Source organism: Microvirga pudoricolor (genome assembly GCF_016892705.1).
GTDB classification, from domain to species: Bacteria; Pseudomonadota; Alphaproteobacteria; order Rhizobiales; family Beijerinckiaceae; genus Microvirga; species Microvirga pudoricolor.
On sequence record NZ_JAFEMB010000005.1, the window covers coordinates 312,742 to 327,727 of the forward strand.

General features: G+C 65.5%; 13 protein-coding genes and 1 tRNA gene. 5 read left to right on the top strand and 9 right to left on the bottom strand.

All coding sequences use genetic code 11. The features are described from left to right. Window positions 1-10 precede the first annotated feature (10 nt). Window positions 11-95, bottom strand: a tRNA-Leu gene (locus ILT42_RS17520). A 222-nt stretch (window positions 96-317) separates the two neighbouring features. Between ILT42_RS17520 and ILT42_RS17525 the strand changes: the two genes are divergently transcribed. After that, window positions 318-1,670 carry a multicopper oxidase family protein gene (locus tag ILT42_RS17525; RefSeq protein WP_204216994.1) on the top strand — a complete coding sequence of 451 codons (1,353 nt, stop codon included), beginning with the start codon at window positions 318-320 and terminating at the stop codon, window positions 1,668-1,670. Window positions 1,671-1,734: 64 nt separating this feature from the next. Here ILT42_RS17525 and ILT42_RS17530 read toward each other — a convergent pair whose 3' ends face one another. Then, a complete protein-coding gene (locus ILT42_RS17530) occupies window positions 1,735-3,219 on the bottom strand; it encodes an NAD(P)H-hydrate dehydratase (protein WP_204216995.1) in 1,485 nt (494 codons plus the stop codon). 184 nt (window positions 3,220-3,403) lie between these two features. Between ILT42_RS17530 and ILT42_RS17535 the strand changes: the two genes are divergently transcribed. Both ILT42_RS17535 and glnA read left to right on the top strand, forming a co-directional pair. Then, window positions 3,404-3,742, top strand: coding sequence for a P-II family nitrogen regulator (locus ILT42_RS17535; RefSeq protein ID WP_204216996.1), 339 nt, complete (start codon window positions 3,404-3,406; stop codon window positions 3,740-3,742). Between the two features lie 73 nt (window positions 3,743-3,815). Continuing rightward, window positions 3,816-5,225, top strand: a complete 1,410-nt coding sequence (gene glnA, locus ILT42_RS17540) for a type I glutamate--ammonia ligase (RefSeq protein WP_204216997.1) — start codon at window positions 3,816-3,818, stop codon at window positions 5,223-5,225. Between the two features lie 399 nt (window positions 5,226-5,624). Here glnA and ILT42_RS17545 read toward each other — a convergent pair whose 3' ends face one another. Further along, on the bottom strand, window positions 5,625-6,332 hold the full coding sequence (locus tag ILT42_RS17545; protein WP_204216998.1) for an outer membrane protein: 708 nt from the start codon (window positions 6,330-6,332) through the stop codon (window positions 5,625-5,627). A gap of 280 nt (window positions 6,333-6,612) precedes the next feature. Further along, complete coding sequence (locus ILT42_RS17550) at window positions 6,613-7,311, bottom strand: alpha/beta fold hydrolase (RefSeq protein WP_204216999.1); 699 nt, start codon at window positions 7,309-7,311, stop codon at window positions 6,613-6,615. 158 nt (window positions 7,312-7,469) lie between these two features. Here ILT42_RS17550 and ILT42_RS17555 point away from each other — a divergent pair, with 158 nt between their 5' ends. Then, window positions 7,470-8,978 carry a DEAD/DEAH box helicase gene (locus tag ILT42_RS17555; protein ID WP_204217000.1) on the top strand — a complete coding sequence of 503 codons (1,509 nt, stop codon included), beginning with the start codon at window positions 7,470-7,472 and terminating at the stop codon, window positions 8,976-8,978. 63 nt (window positions 8,979-9,041) lie between these two features. Here ILT42_RS17555 and ILT42_RS17560 read toward each other — a convergent pair whose 3' ends face one another. Further along, on the bottom strand, window positions 9,042-9,404 hold the full coding sequence (locus tag ILT42_RS17560; RefSeq protein WP_204217001.1) for a TfoX/Sxy family protein: 363 nt from the start codon (window positions 9,402-9,404) through the stop codon (window positions 9,042-9,044). 3 nt (window positions 9,405-9,407) lie between these two features. Next, window positions 9,408-9,788, bottom strand: a complete 381-nt coding sequence (locus ILT42_RS17565; protein ID WP_204217002.1) for a HesB/IscA family protein — start codon at window positions 9,786-9,788, stop codon at window positions 9,408-9,410. A gap of 175 nt (window positions 9,789-9,963) precedes the next feature. Here ILT42_RS17565 and ybaL point away from each other — a divergent pair, with 175 nt between their 5' ends. Further along, the gene (gene ybaL / locus ILT42_RS17570) at window positions 9,964-11,727 is read left to right on the top strand and encodes a YbaL family putative K(+) efflux transporter (RefSeq protein WP_204217003.1); all 1,764 of its coding nucleotides are present in this window, start codon (window positions 9,964-9,966) and stop codon (window positions 11,725-11,727) included. Window positions 11,728-11,803: 76 nt separating this feature from the next. On the opposite strand, the gene ILT42_RS17575 is transcribed toward ybaL, so the two are convergent. The 3 genes from ILT42_RS17575 to sufD all read right to left on the bottom strand — a co-directional run bounded on the left by ILT42_RS17575 (window position 11,804) and on the right by sufD (window position 14,985). Beyond that, window positions 11,804-12,190 (bottom strand): SUF system Fe-S cluster assembly protein, encoded by a 387-nt coding sequence (locus ILT42_RS17575; protein ID WP_407664606.1) that lies wholly within the window; start codon window positions 12,188-12,190, stop codon window positions 11,804-11,806. 9 nt (window positions 12,191-12,199) lie between these two features. Continuing rightward, window positions 12,200-13,450 (bottom strand): cysteine desulfurase, encoded by a 1,251-nt coding sequence (locus ILT42_RS17580; RefSeq protein WP_204217004.1) that lies wholly within the window; start codon window positions 13,448-13,450, stop codon window positions 12,200-12,202. Between the two features lie 221 nt (window positions 13,451-13,671). Then, entirely contained in the window at window positions 13,672-14,985 is a 1,314-nt protein-coding gene (sufD, locus tag ILT42_RS17585) for a Fe-S cluster assembly protein SufD (RefSeq protein WP_204217005.1), read from the bottom strand. Window position 14,986: the final 1 nt, after the last annotated feature.

Consider the following 14,986-nt stretch of genomic DNA (forward strand, 5'->3'; position numbering starts at 1 on the left):
CTTGCGGGACTGGTGCGGGCGGAGGGACTCGAACCCCCACAACTTGCGTCGCTGGAACCTAAATCCAGTGCGTCTACCAGTTCCGCCACGCCCGCGCGGAAGGTGGCGCCACACATGCGCCGCCTCGTCCGGGACGCGGCTCTATAGCACGCAATCCGGGCCGTGCACCAAAAAAGTTAGCCGCAACGGAGATTTGAACGCCTCGCGCCACGGCCAAGCCGCGGGAGCGGCCCGCCCGCCGCAATGACCGCTAGGCCCACGACCCGTTCACGCCCTATGGTCGAAGGATCATTCCATGCGAGCGTATCGACCACACCATGCACACACCCTATCGTCCGTCACGACGCACGGCCCTCGGTCTGGGACTGGGATGGTTCTGCTGGACGCTCAACCCCTTAGGGGCGCAAGCTCAGACGCCGCCTCAGTCCAAGGAGGCGCCGGAATGGAAGGCTGGCCCGGTCAAGGTTCACCTGCGCCCGGATGCGGCCGATGAAGCGGAGCTGTGGCGCTTCGATGGCGGGCCCGCCCCTGTCCTGCGGGTCCGTCAGGGCGAGGAGGTGAGACTTCGTGTGTCCAATGGGACGCCCGCGCCGCTCTCCCTCCATTTTCATGGCGTCCGCGGCCCCAATGCGATGGACGGGGTGGCAGGCCTCACCCAAGCGGCCGTTGGACCTGGGGAAGATTTCGAGTACCGGTTCACGCCGCCTGATGCCGGGACCTTCCTGATCCGCCCCTGCATTCCGGGCGGCAGCGCCGAGGCCACGGAGCGCGGTCTGACCGGCCTCCTGATCGTCGAGGAGATCACCCCACCACCGGTCGACAGCGACATTGCCCTCGTGCTGGACGACTGGAAGCTGTCCGAGACCGGAGCTCTCGCGCCGTTCGGGGTCGATCAGGGGCCGTCGGGCCGCCTCGGAAACTGGCTGACCGTCAACGGTGGGCCGGTGCCGGAGCGGGTGGAGGTTCGGCCGGGCTCCCGGGTTCGGCTCCGCCTCGCCAACGCCTCCAACGCGCGCATCTTGCGTCTTCAGTTCGATGGTATGAAGCCCTTCGTGATCGCCGTGGATGGGCAGCCGACCGACACCTTCGAGCCCTTGCGCGCCTCCCTGCCCTTCCCGCCCGGCACCCGCTACGACCTCCTCGTCGACATGCCCCGGCAGCAAGACGCGACGGGCACCGTCAAGGCCTTGCTGGGCAACGGGATCCCGTTACTGCAGCTCATCGCGGCCGGAGAAGTCGCAGCCCCAAAGCCCGCGATGGCGCCGATTCCGGAGAATCGGAAACTGCCAGAGGCGATCAGGCTCCAAAGCGCGACCCGGGCCGACCTCGCCATCACGTACGACGAGGGCGCACGGGCGTGGCGGATCAATGGCAAGCTAGGCTCGGTCGAGACGCCAGCACTGCGGGTCAAGCGCGGGGCGCCGGTGGTGCTGGCACTCGACAACCGGACGCCCTACCCCCAGCCTTTCCATCTCCACGGCCATTCGTTCCGTCTGCTCCATGCCATGGACGACGGATGGGAGCCCTATTGGCTCGACACCCTGCAGGTGCCGGAGAAGCGGACAATCCGCATCGCCTTCGTGGCCGACAACCCCGGCCGTTGGCTCTTGGCCTCGACGGTTTTGGAGCGCTTCGACGCTGGGCTGTGGTGCTGGATCGAGGTGACCTGACGTCTCATGCACCAGCCATCCGGCAGCCTCGCGCCGGGCCGAACAGGCGACACCGGGTCGGGCATCAGGCCAGCAGCGTCCTGAGCACCTTCGGAAGTTCTTCCGGGAGATCCTCGGCGATGAGGCCGGGACCGAAGCTTGCCGCCGCCTCGGCGTGGAGCCAGGTGCCCGCGCAGGCGGCATCGAAAGCGGGCATCCCCTGGGCCAGGAGGCCTGCGATGAAGCCGCACAGGGTGTCGCCGGAACCGGCGGTGGCAAGATAAGGCGAGCCATTTTCGTTGATGGCAGCCCGTCCGTCGGGCGCCGCCACGACCGTGTCGGGCCCCTTGAGCAGAACCACGGCTCCCAGATAGGCTGCGGCGCGGCGCGCCTTCTCGAGCTTCGACGGCGCCTCGAGCATGTCCGGGAGCCCTTCGAACAGGCGGGCAAACTCCCCGTCATGGGGCGTGAGGACGGTGGGTGCCGACCGAAACGCCTGGTGCAGCTCCGAGGCGATGCCCTCGAAGGACGTCAGCGCATCGGCGTCCAGCACGAGGCGACGGCGGGCTTGGACGGCCACGGACACCAGAGCCCGCGTGGCGGCGTGGACGCCGAGCGCGGGCCCCAGGACGAGGGCGTTGAAGCGTTTGTCATCCAGGATGCGGTGGAAGCCTTCGGGGCCGTCATAGCCCCTCAGCATGATCGCGGTGAGGTGGGCCGCATTCACGGCCAGAGCCTCGGGCGGGCAGGCCACGGTGACGAGACCCGCACCCATTCGCAGGGCGCCCCGCGCCACCATGCGGGCCGCACCGGTCTTCGTGGCGCCGCCCGACAGCACGAGGGCGTGGCCCCGGTCGTATTTGTGAGACGCCAGGCTGGGCTTGGGAAAGACCGGAAACCAGAGGGCTTTCTGGTTCACGACGGTCTTGGGCCGCAGGCTTTCCACGATCTCGGCGCCGATCCCGATCGCGCCCACCTCCACGGGGCCGCAATGGGCGCGGCCCGGCATGAGGAGATGGCCGGGCTTGCGCGTCACGAACGTGACCGTGCGGGTGGCCCGGATCGCGATCCCCCTCACGGCCCCGGTCTCGCCGTCGATGCCCGAAGGAAGGTCCACCGCCAGGATCGGGCGATTCGCGGCGTTGGCTCGGCTGACGAGCCGGTGTGCGGCACCGTCGAGGTCGCGGGTGAGGCCGGCGCCGAAAAGTGCGTCGACAATGAGATCCGCCTCATCGAACGCCGTCTGCTCGGGCTCGACCAGCGGGCCGTCCCATTCTGCCGCCATGAGGGCGGCATCGCCCGTAAGGCGGTCTCGTGCGCCCAGGAGAGCCACGGTGACCCGATGGCCCTCCCCGGCCAGCAATCGGGCGGCCACGAACCCATCGCCTCCATTCTGACCAGGCCCTGCCAGAACCAGGATTCTGCCTCCCGGACTGATCATCCGGGAGGCAGCCCCGGCCACGCAGGCGCCGGCACTGCGCATGAGATCCGGGCTCGGAATGCCCGCCGCGATGGCTCTCGCGTCCGCCAGCTTCATTTCATAGGGGGTGAGGAGGGGTTGGGGCTGCATAAAATCCACAGATGGCTCAATCCCAGGCTAAAACGACTGCCACTCTGGCCTGTGCACAAACTTTAATCATATACTGCCTTCGCAATATGCATTTGCTGCACGTCATAGGGCAGGAGCACATGGAAGAGCTCCGGTTTTTGGTGCTAAGTGCCGCAAATGCTCGGATGAAGGCAGCCCAGCGACCATGAAAAAGATCGAAGCCATCATTAAGCCCTTCAAGCTTGATGAAGTGAAGGAAGCGCTCCAGGAGGTCGGTCTCCAGGGCATCACGGTCATCGAGGCCAAGGGCTTCGGCCGCCAGAAGGGCCACACCGAACTGTATCGCGGCGCCGAGTACGTCGTCGATTTCCTCCCCAAAGTGAAACTCGAGATCGTTCTCGGCGACGATCTCGTGGAAGGCGCCGTCGAGGCGATCCGCAAGGCCGCCCAGACCGGGCGGATCGGCGACGGGAAGATTTTCGTGTCGAGCGTGGAAGAAGCCATCCGCATTCGCACGGGCGAGACCGGATCCGACGCGATCTGATCCCGCCACACTCCGAACCGCGCCCATCAACGGGAGCGGACAATCTCAAACAGGGCAGAAGGACCACGAGACCATGCAGACCGCCAATGATGTGCTGAAGGCCATCAAGGATAACGACATCAAGTACGTCGATTTCCGCTTCACGGACCCGCGCGGCAAGTGGCAGCACGTCACCTTCGACGTTTCCATCGTCGACGAGGATGTGTTCGCCGACGGCATCATGTTCGACGGTTCGTCGATCGCCGGCTGGAAGGCCATCAACGAGTCGGACATGACCCTCATGCCCGATCCGGCCACGGCCCAGATGGATCCCTTCTTCTCCGCCGCGACGCTCTCCATCGTCTGCGACATCCTCGAGCCCGCCACCGGCGAGCCCTACAACCGCGATCCGCGCGGCATCGCCAAGAAGGCCGAGGCCTTCCTGAAGTCCACGGGCGTGGGCGACACCGTCTATGTCGGTCCGGAAGCCGAGTTCTTCGTGTTCGACGACGTGAAGTTCATGGCCGACCCCTACAACACGGGCTTCAAGCTCGACGCCTCCGAGCTGCCGACCAACGGCGACACGGATTACGAAGGCGGCAACCTCGGCCACCGCATCCCGATCAAGGGCGGCTACTTCCCGGTTCCGCCGCTGGATTCCGCCCAGGACATGCGCGGCGAGATGCTGGCCGCCATGGCGGCCATGGGCGTGAAGGTCGAGAAGCACCACCACGAGGTGGCGTCCGCCCAGCACGAACTCGGCATGAAGTTCGACACCCTCGTTCTCATGGCCGACCAGATGCAGGTGTATAAGTACTGCATCCACAACGTCGCCCAGTCCTACGGCAAGTCGGCGACCTTCATGCCGAAGCCGGTCTACGGCGACAACGGTTCGGGCATGCACGTGCACCAGTCGATCTGGAAGGGCGGCAAGCCGGTCTTCGCGGGCAACAAGTATGCGGACCTGTCCCAGGAATGCCTGTGGTACATCGGCGGCATCATCAAGCACGCCAAGGCGCTGAACGCCTTCACCAACCCGTCGACGAACTCCTACAAGCGTCTCGTCCCGGGCTACGAGGCTCCGGTGCTGCTGGCTTACTCGGCTCGTAACCGTTCGGCCTCCTGCCGTATTCCTTGGACGACATCCCCGAAGGCCAAGCGCGTCGAGGTTCGCTTCCCTGATCCGACAGCGAATCCCTACCTGGCTTTCGCGGCCCTGCTCATGGCGGGCATGGACGGCATCCAGAACAAGATCGATCCGGGCGCAGCCATGGACAAGGATCTCTACGACCTGCCGCCGCGCGAGCTGAAGAAGATCCCGACCGTATGCGGTTCGCTCCGCGAAGCCCTCGCCAGCCTCGACAAGGACCGCGCGTTCCTGAAGGCCGGCGGCGTCTTCAACGACGACTTCATCGACAGTTACATCGAACTCAAGATGACGGAAGTCGCTCGCTTCGAGATGACCCCACATCCGGTCGAGTTCCAGATGTACTATTCCTGCTAAACGCGGGTTTCCTCCCGGCTGCAGGCGAGCAGCCAACCTTGACCGGGGCCTCAGCGCCCCGGTTTTTTGTTGTCCGCCAGGGACCCTGGCAGGGTTCCGATGTCTGCTCTCGCAGGAGGGTCGAGCGCTCGACTTCGGCATCCATCGGGACAGACACCGCCTTGCCATTGGCACCTGCGAGGAACGCAACAGTGAGCGCCCGAGACGGCTTGGGCAATAACCTGTCGGCCCGTGCCGCCGACATCGGAACAACGGTCGTCTTCGCGCTCAAGCATTACCGATCCGCGTCAGCGACGGAGGCAGGCAAGAGGTCAGCGCCTTGCTCGGCCTTGCGGTGAGGCCCAAAAGAAAAGGCCCGGTGTTTCCACCGGGCCTCTCGTCGATCGCTTTCGAAGGATCTTAGTAGGTGCCGAACTTGAAGTTCAGGCCGGCGCGAACCACACCGAACTCGGTGTTGCCGTTGCCGGTGTAGTACAGGCCGCCCGTGTTCTTCGTGTCGAGGTTCACGTACAGACCTTCGACCTTGGCGGTCAGGTTGTTGGTGAACGCGTACTCGACACCGCCGCCGATCGTCCAGCCGCCGTTGGCATCGCTGCCACGGTCATAGTAGTACGGGGTGGTGGCCAGGCCGTAGTAGTTGTTGTTGCCGAGGTCGCCGTAAGCGAAACCGCCGGTCACGTAGATGAGGGCGCGGTCGAAGGCGACACCGGCGCGAGCGCGGACCGTGCCGAAGTAACCGTCATTGCTGCCGCCGCCATAGTAGTAAGCGCCGTAGTAGTTGCCCTTGTTGCCGACAGCGGCGTACTGCAGGTCGGTCTCGACGCCGATGACGAACGAGCCGATCTGGTAGTTGTAGCCGATCTGACCGCCGCCGATGAAGCCGCCGTCGCTGCCGCCGCCGGTGTAACCGAAGGCGGGGTCGAGGTAGCGGTTCTCACCGGTGCTCCAGCCGTAGCCGGCGTTCACACCGACGTAGAAGCCGGTCCAGGTGAAGACCGGAACGGCGGCGATGATCGGAGCCGGGGCGCGGCGGGAAGGAAGGTCGGCGGCCATGGCGCCAGCGGTGAGGCTGAGCAGAGCGACCGAAGAGAGAAGAATCTTTTTCATTGTTTGGTCCGTTTTTTGGAAGAAGTCCGGCTCCGCTCATAGCTCAGCCGCAGCGGCGGTGTCTGTCACCAATCTGCAACACACCCCCTCACCTTTCACCGAGATCCAGGGCTCCGGCGCCGTGGGCGGGAATTCCGATCCGGCCCACGCCCAGGCCGATGCGTCGCCGCCCGCATTTTCTGATTTTTCACAGTGACTTAACGGCATGACCATCAGACCTTAACCTAAGGTTACCTGGTAACGAATGATTCACCATGCCGGATCATCGGTGGTGGATGCTCTACTCCGTTTCGAGCCAGAGCCGCAGGGCTTCCGCCACCTGATCGGGCCGCTCCAGGGTGGACGTGTGGCCGCAATCGGGAATCATCACGAGAGAAGACCATTCGATCCGGTCGGCCATCTCCCGCGCGACCTCCGGCGGCGTGATCGCATCCTCTTCACCGACCAGAACGAGGGTCGGGATCTCGACCGAGGGCAAGAGATCCCGCGAGTCGGGGCGGGCCATGATAGCGCGCTGCTGACGAACGAAGACCTCGGGCCCGAGAGATTCGGCCATGGCTAGAACGAGTCCCTGCAGATCCCGATCGCCCTGCCGCGCCGGGGCGACGAGTTTCGGCCAGAGCGACGGGACCACGTCCCGAAAACGCCCGGCCTGGGCCAGGCCGATCAACCGGAGCCTGTTTTCCGTGGCCTCGGGCGTGTCGGCGCGCGCGCTGGTATCGAGCAGGGCAAGCCGCGTCACGCGGCCCGGCGCCTGTCGCAGGACCTCAAGGGCCACGTAGCCGCCCATGGACAACCCCGCCAGCGCGAACCGTTCGGGCGCGCCCCGAAGAAGGCGGGCCGCGATGGCCGGAAGGTCGTCGTCGAGCGTGGTATTGGCCACTTGAAACGGCCAGCGGGGCGCTAGGCGCTCGATCTGAGGAGCGAAAAGTCGCTCGTCGGTCAGCAATCCGGGAATCATTACAATCGTTTCGGCCATCCGTTTCCATCCTCGGATTGACAAGCGGTCCGCTTGTCCTATGGTCCCGCGCAGTTTTACTTGAGCCCGTGCTTCGGGCGAACCCGCCGCGCGCCTGTTTGTTGCCATAGAGAACGGCACGGAAAGCGTTATCTGGCCCTCAATGGTATTATGATCTCATGTCGTTCGCTGAACTCGGACTGAGCGAGAAGGTTCAACAGGCGGTTTCGTCCGCCGGTTACACCGACCCGACCCCGATCCAGGCCCAGGCCATCCCCCACGTGCTGGCGCGCAAGGATGTTCTCGGCATCGCCCAGACGGGCACGGGCAAGACCGCCGCCTTTACCCTGCCGATGCTCACCATGCTGGAGACCGGCCGGGCACGGGCGCGAATGCCCCGGACCCTTATCCTGGAGCCGACCCGCGAACTGGCTGCCCAGGTCGAGGACAATTTCGACAAGTACGGCATCAACCACCGCCTCTCCGTGGCCTTGCTGATCGGTGGCGTTTCCTTCGGGGACCAGGATGCCAAGATCACCCGCGGCGTCGACGTCCTGATCGCTACCCCCGGCCGGCTGCTCGACCATTTCGAGCGCGGCAAGCTCCTGCTTTCGGGCGTCGAGCTCCTCGTTATCGACGAGGCCGACCGCATGCTCGACATGGGCTTCATTCCCGATATCGAACGGATCGTGAAGCTGGTGCCGTTCACCCGGCAGACGCTCTTTTTCTCCGCCACCATGCCGCCGGAGATCCAACGGCTCGCGGACGCCTTCCTTCACAATCCCGTCAGGGTCGAGGTGGCCAAGCCGGCCTCGACCGCCAGCACCATCACCCAGCGCCTCGTGGCCACGGGCCGGGAGGATTTCGACAAGCGCGAGACCCTGCGCGATCTGATCCGGAACGCGACGGACCTCAAGAACGCGATCATCTTCTGCAACCGCAAGCGCGATGTAGCCATCCTCCACCGCTCCCTTCAGAAGCACGGTTTCAACGTGGCGGCCCTGCACGGCGACATGGACCAGAGCGCCCGCATGGCGGCGCTGGCCGGCTTCCGCTCGGGTGAAACCCCTCTCCTGGTGGCCAGCGACGTGGCGGCGCGCGGCCTGGACATTCCGGCGGTCAGCCACGTCTTCAATTACGACGTGCCCCATCATGCCGAGGATTACGTGCACCGTATCGGCCGCACCGGCCGCGCTGGACGCACGGGCTATTCCTTCACGCTGGTCGGACCCGGAGACGAGAAGTCTTTGGCGGCGGTCCAGAAGCTGACGGGACAGGATATCGAGTGGGATGGCCCCACGCTCGCGGAGCGCCCTGCCTCCCCGGCCCGCGAGGGCCGTCGGGTCCGGATTGAAGGCCGTGGAGAGCGCGGGCGGGGACGCCGCGACCGGGAACGGGCACCGCGCCGCGAGCGGGAAGCCGCCCCGGAGAGTGCCGAGGTCGAAATCGTTCAGGACGCCGCCCCGGCTCCCATGCGTGAAAACGGTGCCTCCGAGCGCCGGTCCGACCGTGGCGACCGGGGAAGAGAACGCACGGAGAGGGACCGGCCCGATCGGGATCGGCCGGACAGAGACCGCCGCCGCCGCTCGAACCATGACAGTGACGGCGACACGCCGGTCGTCGGGTTCGGCGACCACGTACCGACCTTCCTCACCCGTCCGGCGACCATCAAGAAATCGTCCTCATAGAGGCCTGGCGAGGCCCGCACCGTCGATTGGGCGGCCATCCGCTGAGCCAGACCGGAAATCCGCTCAGGTGCCGGTCTTGCGCCTCGACTTCTTGGCATTCCGGCCGCGCCGGGCCCTCAGCGCGGCCGCCATGGCGAGATCGGCGAAACGGGCTGCCTCATCGGGTTCGTCGAATCCGGAGGCCGGCATCAGCCAGTAGCTTGTGATGGTGGTCGTGCCGCCCTTCGTGTCGAAGGCGAAGGGCTTCGAGCCGAGGTTTCGAAACTCGTCGACGGTCTCGGCGTCCGCTTTCAGGTAAATCTCGTCGCGAGCCACCAGCGCGAACATCACGTCCCCCTGGTAAACCCCTTGGCCGCCGAACATCCGCCGGATCTGGAGAGGTCTCCCGACCGCCTGGAAGACGTCGCGGATCGCCTCCGAGTCCAAGGGCTAACCTGCCGCTTGGAGCGCTTCCGGGTTGGCCGGCGTGATGGCCACCGACTCGCCGCACCCGCAGGCCGAGGTCTGGTTCGGGTTCCGGAACACGAACTGGGACGACATCTTGGTTGTCTCGAAATCCATCTCCGTACCGAGCAGGAAAAGGATTGCCTTGGGGTCGACGAGAACCGTCACGCCCTTGTCCTCGAGCTTCTCGTCGAGGGGGTTCACGGTCTCGGCATATTCCATGGTGTAGGACATGCCGGCGCAGCCGCCGTTCTTCACGCCGACGCGCACGCCCATGATCGGGCGGTCTGCCTTGGCGATGATATCCTTCACGCGGGCGGCCGCCGCGTCGGTCAAGCTCATGACCTTGAAGCCTGGTAAAGCCATTGTTCTCTCCGGCAGCCGGGTTCAAGGCCCGGGCAGAATGAGGGTTGTTGACTTTATTTAGGTGATCCACGGCCATCCGTCGAGATTCATCACCACATGAAGGCACGGCCCGGTTGACGGAGAACCGTTTTTCCCAGCTTTAGTACGCGAAACCCGAGGGTTAGAAGGAGAGCGGATGCCGCACCACACCCCATTGATCTCAACGATCGTTGTCGGTCTCGTGCTGGCCTTCATCCTGGGCGCCGTCGCCCACCGCATCCGCATCTCCCCCCTCGTCGGCTACCTTCTGGCCGGGGTCCTCGTGGGCCCGTTCACGCCCGGCTACGTGGCCGACCAAGGCTTGGCCAACGAGTTGGCCGAAATCGGCGTCATCCTGCTCATGTTCGGCGTCGGCCTGCATTTCTCCCTGAAGGATCTCCTCTCGGTCAAAGCCATCGCGATTCCGGGCGCCATTGCCCAGATAGCCGTGGCGACCCTTCTGGGCATGGGCCTGGCCTGGGCCTTGGGCTGGGGGATCGCGGCCGGGTTCGTGTTCGGCCTTGCCCTATCCGTCGCCAGCACCGTGGTGCTCCTCCGGGCGCTCCAAGAGCGGCGCCTGATTGAGACGGAGCGTGGCCGCATCGCCGTCGGATGGCTGATCGTCGAGGATCTGGCCATGGTCCTGACCCTGGTGCTGCTGCCGCCCATCGCCGATCTGCTCAAGACCAGTTCGTCCGATCCGCTCATGCTGCTCGAACCGCTGGTGATCACCCTGGGCAAGGTGGTGGCCTTCATGGCCCTCATGCTCATCGTCGGCCGCCGGCTCATCCCGTGGATCCTACATTTCGTGGCCCATACGGGCTCACGCGAGCTGTTTCGGCTCTCCGTGCTGTCCATCGCCCTCGGCGTGGCCTATGGGGCCGCCGTGCTGTTCGGGGTGTCCTTCGCGCTGGGAGCCTTCTTCGCCGGCATGATGATGGCCGAGTCGGAGCTCAGCCACCGCGCCGCATCCGAATCGCTGCCGCTGCGGGACGCCTTCGCGGTGCTGTTCTTCGTATCCGTGGGCATGCTGTTCGATCCGACCATCGTATTCCGCGATTTCGGACCCGTCCTGGCAACCTTCCTGATCATCGTGGTGGGCAAGTCTCTGGCTGCTCTCGCCATCGTCCGCCTGTTCCGCCACAAGCGGGCGACCGCGCTCACCATCGCGGCCAGCCTGGCGCAGATCGGCGAGTTCTCGTTCATCCTGGCGGGGTTGGGCGTGGACCTCGCCCTGCTCCCGGAGCGCGGACGGGACCTCATCCTGGCGGGCGCCATCCTGTCGATCCTCGTCAACCCGGTGCTGTTCGCGATCCTCGACCGGCGGCTGGCGAAAACCGCCGATCCTCTCCCGCCGCCCGTCGACACACCCACGGCCGACACTCCAGCGGCCGCCATGGAGGTGAAGCCTCGCACCATGACGGATCTCTCCGGCCACGTCGTCCTCGTCGGTCACGGCCGGGTCGGACAGTTCGTCAGCGCCAAGCTGCAACGATCCGGCACGCCTTTTCTGGTCATCGAGACCAATGACGGCAAGACGTCCGAGCTGCGCCAGAGCGGCATCGAGACCGTCACGGGCAATGCGGCGGATCCGGAGGTCGCGGCGTCGGCCAACATCGCCGGCGCCCGGTGCCTGCTGGTGGCGATCCCTGACGCCTTCGAGGGCGGCCAAGTCGTGGAGCAGGCCCGCAAGATCAATCCCGGCCTGCCGATCATTGCCCGCTCGCACTCGGATGCCGAAGCGGAACACCTGCTCAAATACGGCGCCAGCACGGTGGTGCTGGGCGAGCAGGAGGTCGCGAAGGCCATGCTCGGAGCCATCTCGGACAGAACCGCGCCGGGGAACGCCGCAGCCGACGTACCTCCAGTCGATGAGCCTCCGGGGACATCCGCTTCCGGCCCCGCTCCGCAGCCGACCTGAACGAAAAAGCCCGCCTTTGGGGCGGGCTGATCTTCACCATTTGGCTCCCCGGGTGAACCCTGGGGCGGCTATCGAGCTACCACATGTCGAGGGCGACACGGGCTTCGTCCGACATCCGGCTCTGATCCCAGGGTGGATCGAACACCATGTTTACCTGCACGTTCTGGACGCCCTGCACCGAAGCGACGGCATTCTCGACCCATCCGGGCATCTCGCCGGCCACGGGGCATCCAGGGGCCGTCAGCGTCATGTCGATGGCGACGTTGCGGTTATCGTCGATATCGACCCGGTAGATCAGGCCGAGTTCGTAGATGTCGGACGGGATCTCGGGATCGTAGACCGTCTTCAGGGCCGCGATGATATCGTCAGTCATCCGGTCCAGCTCTTCCGGCGGGATCGCGGAGCTCGGCGAAACCTGCGGCGCGTTCGGGACGGCGGCGTCGGTAGGGTTGGAGGTATCCATGGGGCGTCCTCACGCGAACAGGGTTTCGGCCCGTTGCAGGGCCTCGGCCAGCTTATCGATTTCGGCAGGGGTGTTATAGAGCCCAATCGACGCGCGGCAGGTGGAAGTGGCGCCGAAGCGCTCCAGGAGCGGCATGGCACAGTGAGTGCCGGCACGGACGGCGACGCCCTGCCGGTCGATGATGGTCGCGACGTCGTGCGCGTGGGCGTTCTTCATCTCGAAGGCGATGATGCCGCCCTTGCCCTTGGCCTGCCCGATGATGCGCAGCGAATTCATGGCGCCGAGGCGCTCATGGGCATAGGCCGAGAGCGCCGCCTCATGGGCCTGGATGTTGTCCCGTCCCAGCTCCATCATGAAGCGCACGGCAGCGCCGAGGCCGACGGCCTCGATGATGGCGGGCGTTCCGGCTTCGAAGCGGTGGGGCGGGTCGTTATAAGTGATAGCGTCCAGGCGGACTTCGCGGATCATCTCACCTCCCCCTTGATAGGGAGGCATCCGCTGGAGCCATTCGCGCTTGCCGTAAAGGACGCCGATCCCGGTCGGCCCATAGACCTTGTGGCCCGTGAGCACATAGAAATCCGCGTCCAGATCCTGTACGTCCACGTTCAGGTGAACGGCCCCCTGAGCGCCGTCGATGAGGACCGGAACCCCATGAGCGTGGGCGATGCGCACGATCTCCTTCGCGGGTGTCACCGTGCCGAGCACGTTGGACATATGCGTGAGCGCGACGAATTTGGTGCGGGGCGTGAAGAGCTTCTCGAATTCCTCGACCAGGAAGTTGCCGTCCTCGTCCACGGGCGCCCACTTGATCACCGCGCCCTTGCGCACCCGCAGGAAATGCCAGGGCACGATGTTGGAGTGATGCTCCATGATGGAGAGGATGACCTCGTCCCCCTCCCCGATCCCGGCGCCGTCCGTCATGCGGCCGAAGCAATCCGCCACGAGGTTGTAGGCTTCCGTGGCGGATTTGGTGAACACGATCTCGTCCACCGTGCCGGCATTCAGGAAGGCCCGCACGCTCTCGCGGGCGGCCTCGAAGGATTCGGTCGCCGCATTGGCCATGTAGTGAAGGCCGCGATGGACATTGGCGTAGCCCGTCTCCATCGTGTTGACCATGGCGTCGATCACGGCGCGGGGCTTCTGCGCCGAGGCGGCGTTGTCGAGATAGACGAGCGGCTTGCCGTAGACCTGTTGCGACAGGATCGGAAACTCGGCCCGGATGGCCTCGACGTCGTAAGTGCCTTTGAACGGTGCATTCATGGCTTCATCCACCATTTGGGTCTCATCCCTTCCGGGGAAGCTTTTCGTTTCGCAGTCTCATCGCGAGGGATCTGCGAAACAATTCGTATCGCAGCCTCATCCTGAGGGAATGGCGCAGCCATTCGTCTCGAAGGACGAGGCGTCTCCAGTGCTCTCTGGACCCTCCTTCGAGACGCGACTTTCGCCGCTCCTCAGGATGAGGGTGACCGCAGCGGAAACCCTTATCCCCGCGCCCTGAGCCAAGCCTCGACGGACGCGATCAGCGCCTCGCGGAGGCTGTCGTTCTCGACGAACTCGATGGCCTCGCCCAGGAAGGCCTGGACCAGAAGGCTTTCCGCCTCGGGCTTCGGCAGGCCGCGCGCCATGAGGTAGAAGAGCAGATCGTCGTCGAGCTGACCGCAGGTGGCGCCGTGAGCGCATTGCACGTCGTCGGCGAAAATCTCGAGTTCCGGCTTGTTGTTCATGGCGCCGCCCTCCGACAGGAGGAGCGCGGCCGACATCATGCGCCCGTCGGTTTTCTGCGCGTGCGGCGGCACGATGATCTTGCCCTGGAACACGCCCGTGGCCTCACCGTCGATCACCGTCTTGAACAGCTCGCGGCTCTCGCAATGAGGCGCGGCGTGCTCGATGATCAGCGTCGTGTCGCCGTGCTGGCGATCCTTCAGCATCGACGCGCCGTTGATCTGAGCCGTCGTGTTCTCGCCCGAGAATACGCCGAAGACCTGGTGGCGGAACACGGACGAGCCCACGGCCACGTTGATCGTGTTGAGCGACGCCTCGGCGCCGAGCTTTACCGCGAAGGTGGACAGCGCGATCGCCTGGTCGCCCTCGGCGTTGAGACGGACGTGGCGCACGTGCGCGCCGTCGGCCGCGATCAGCTCCACCACGTCGTTGGGCTGGTGGGCCGCACCGTTCGTGCTCTCGTGGCTCTCCACCAGGGTCACCGACGCCTCCGGCTCAACCACGACCAGCACGCGGGTGGCGGTGGCGACCGGGGTCGTGCTCGACGTCACGAACTGGAGGTGGATCGGCGTCGTGACTTCGCCGACGACACGGATCATCACCCCATCGGCCATGAAGGCGGAGTTGAGCTGATAGACCGGGTTTTTGCTCGCCCAGTCGACGGGGCTCAGACGCGACAGCCATTCGTGGCCGGACGCCAGGGCGCTCGCGAGCGGGACGACATCGATGCCTTCCGGCAATCCGTCGAACGCGATGGCGGAATCCACCAGGTGGCCGTTCACGAAGGGAATGCGAACCGCGTCCACGCCTGCGAAGGACTTCGCGTCGAGGAGCGCCCGCTTGGCCTCGTCCAAGGACGGCTTGGCCGCGAACGGCGCCGCCTCCCGCACGAGCGCGCGGAGGTCCGTGTACTTGAACTCCTCCACCCGGCGGTGGGGAAGGCCGTTGCGGTTGAAGGTTTCGAAGGCCTGGGCGCGGGATTCCACGTCGCCAGGCAGGGTCGCCTTGGCGGCCTCGAAAGCCTGCACCAGCGCGGTCTCGGCCGGTGTCTTCATGAGAGTGATCGCGGCCATG

Bases quoted from the DNA above. Each gene is read 5' to 3' on its own strand.
- ybaL (WP_204217003.1), top strand. From the start codon at position 9,964: ATGCCGCACCACACCCCATTGATCTCAACGATCGTTGTCGGTCTCGTG.
- ILT42_RS17525 (WP_204216994.1), top strand. From the start codon at position 318: ATGCACACACCCTATCGTCCGTCACGACGCACGGCCCTCGGTCTGGGA.
- ILT42_RS17575 (WP_407664606.1), bottom strand. From the start codon at position 12,190: ATGGATACCTCCAACCCTACCGACGCCGCCGTCCCGAACGCGCCGCAG.
- ILT42_RS17580 (WP_204217004.1), bottom strand. From the start codon at position 13,450: ATGAATGCACCGTTCAAAGGCACTTACGACGTCGAGGCCATCCGGGCC.
- ILT42_RS17550 (WP_204216999.1), bottom strand. From the start codon at position 7,311: ATGGCCGAAACGATTGTAATGATTCCCGGATTGCTGACCGACGAGCGA.
- sufD (WP_204217005.1), bottom strand. From the start codon at position 14,985: ATGGCCGCGATCACTCTCATGAAGACACCGGCCGAGACCGCGCTGGTG.
- ILT42_RS17555 (WP_204217000.1), top strand. From the start codon at position 7,470: ATGTCGTTCGCTGAACTCGGACTGAGCGAGAAGGTTCAACAGGCGGTT.
- ILT42_RS17535 (WP_204216996.1), top strand. From the start codon at position 3,404: ATGAAAAAGATCGAAGCCATCATTAAGCCCTTCAAGCTTGATGAAGTG.
- ILT42_RS17530 (WP_204216995.1), bottom strand. From the start codon at position 3,219: ATGCAGCCCCAACCCCTCCTCACCCCCTATGAAATGAAGCTGGCGGAC.
- glnA (WP_204216997.1), top strand. From the start codon at position 3,816: ATGCAGACCGCCAATGATGTGCTGAAGGCCATCAAGGATAACGACATC.
- ILT42_RS17545 (WP_204216998.1), bottom strand. From the start codon at position 6,332: ATGAAAAAGATTCTTCTCTCTTCGGTCGCTCTGCTCAGCCTCACCGCT.
- ILT42_RS17565 (WP_204217002.1), bottom strand. From the start codon at position 9,788: ATGGCTTTACCAGGCTTCAAGGTCATGAGCTTGACCGACGCGGCGGCC.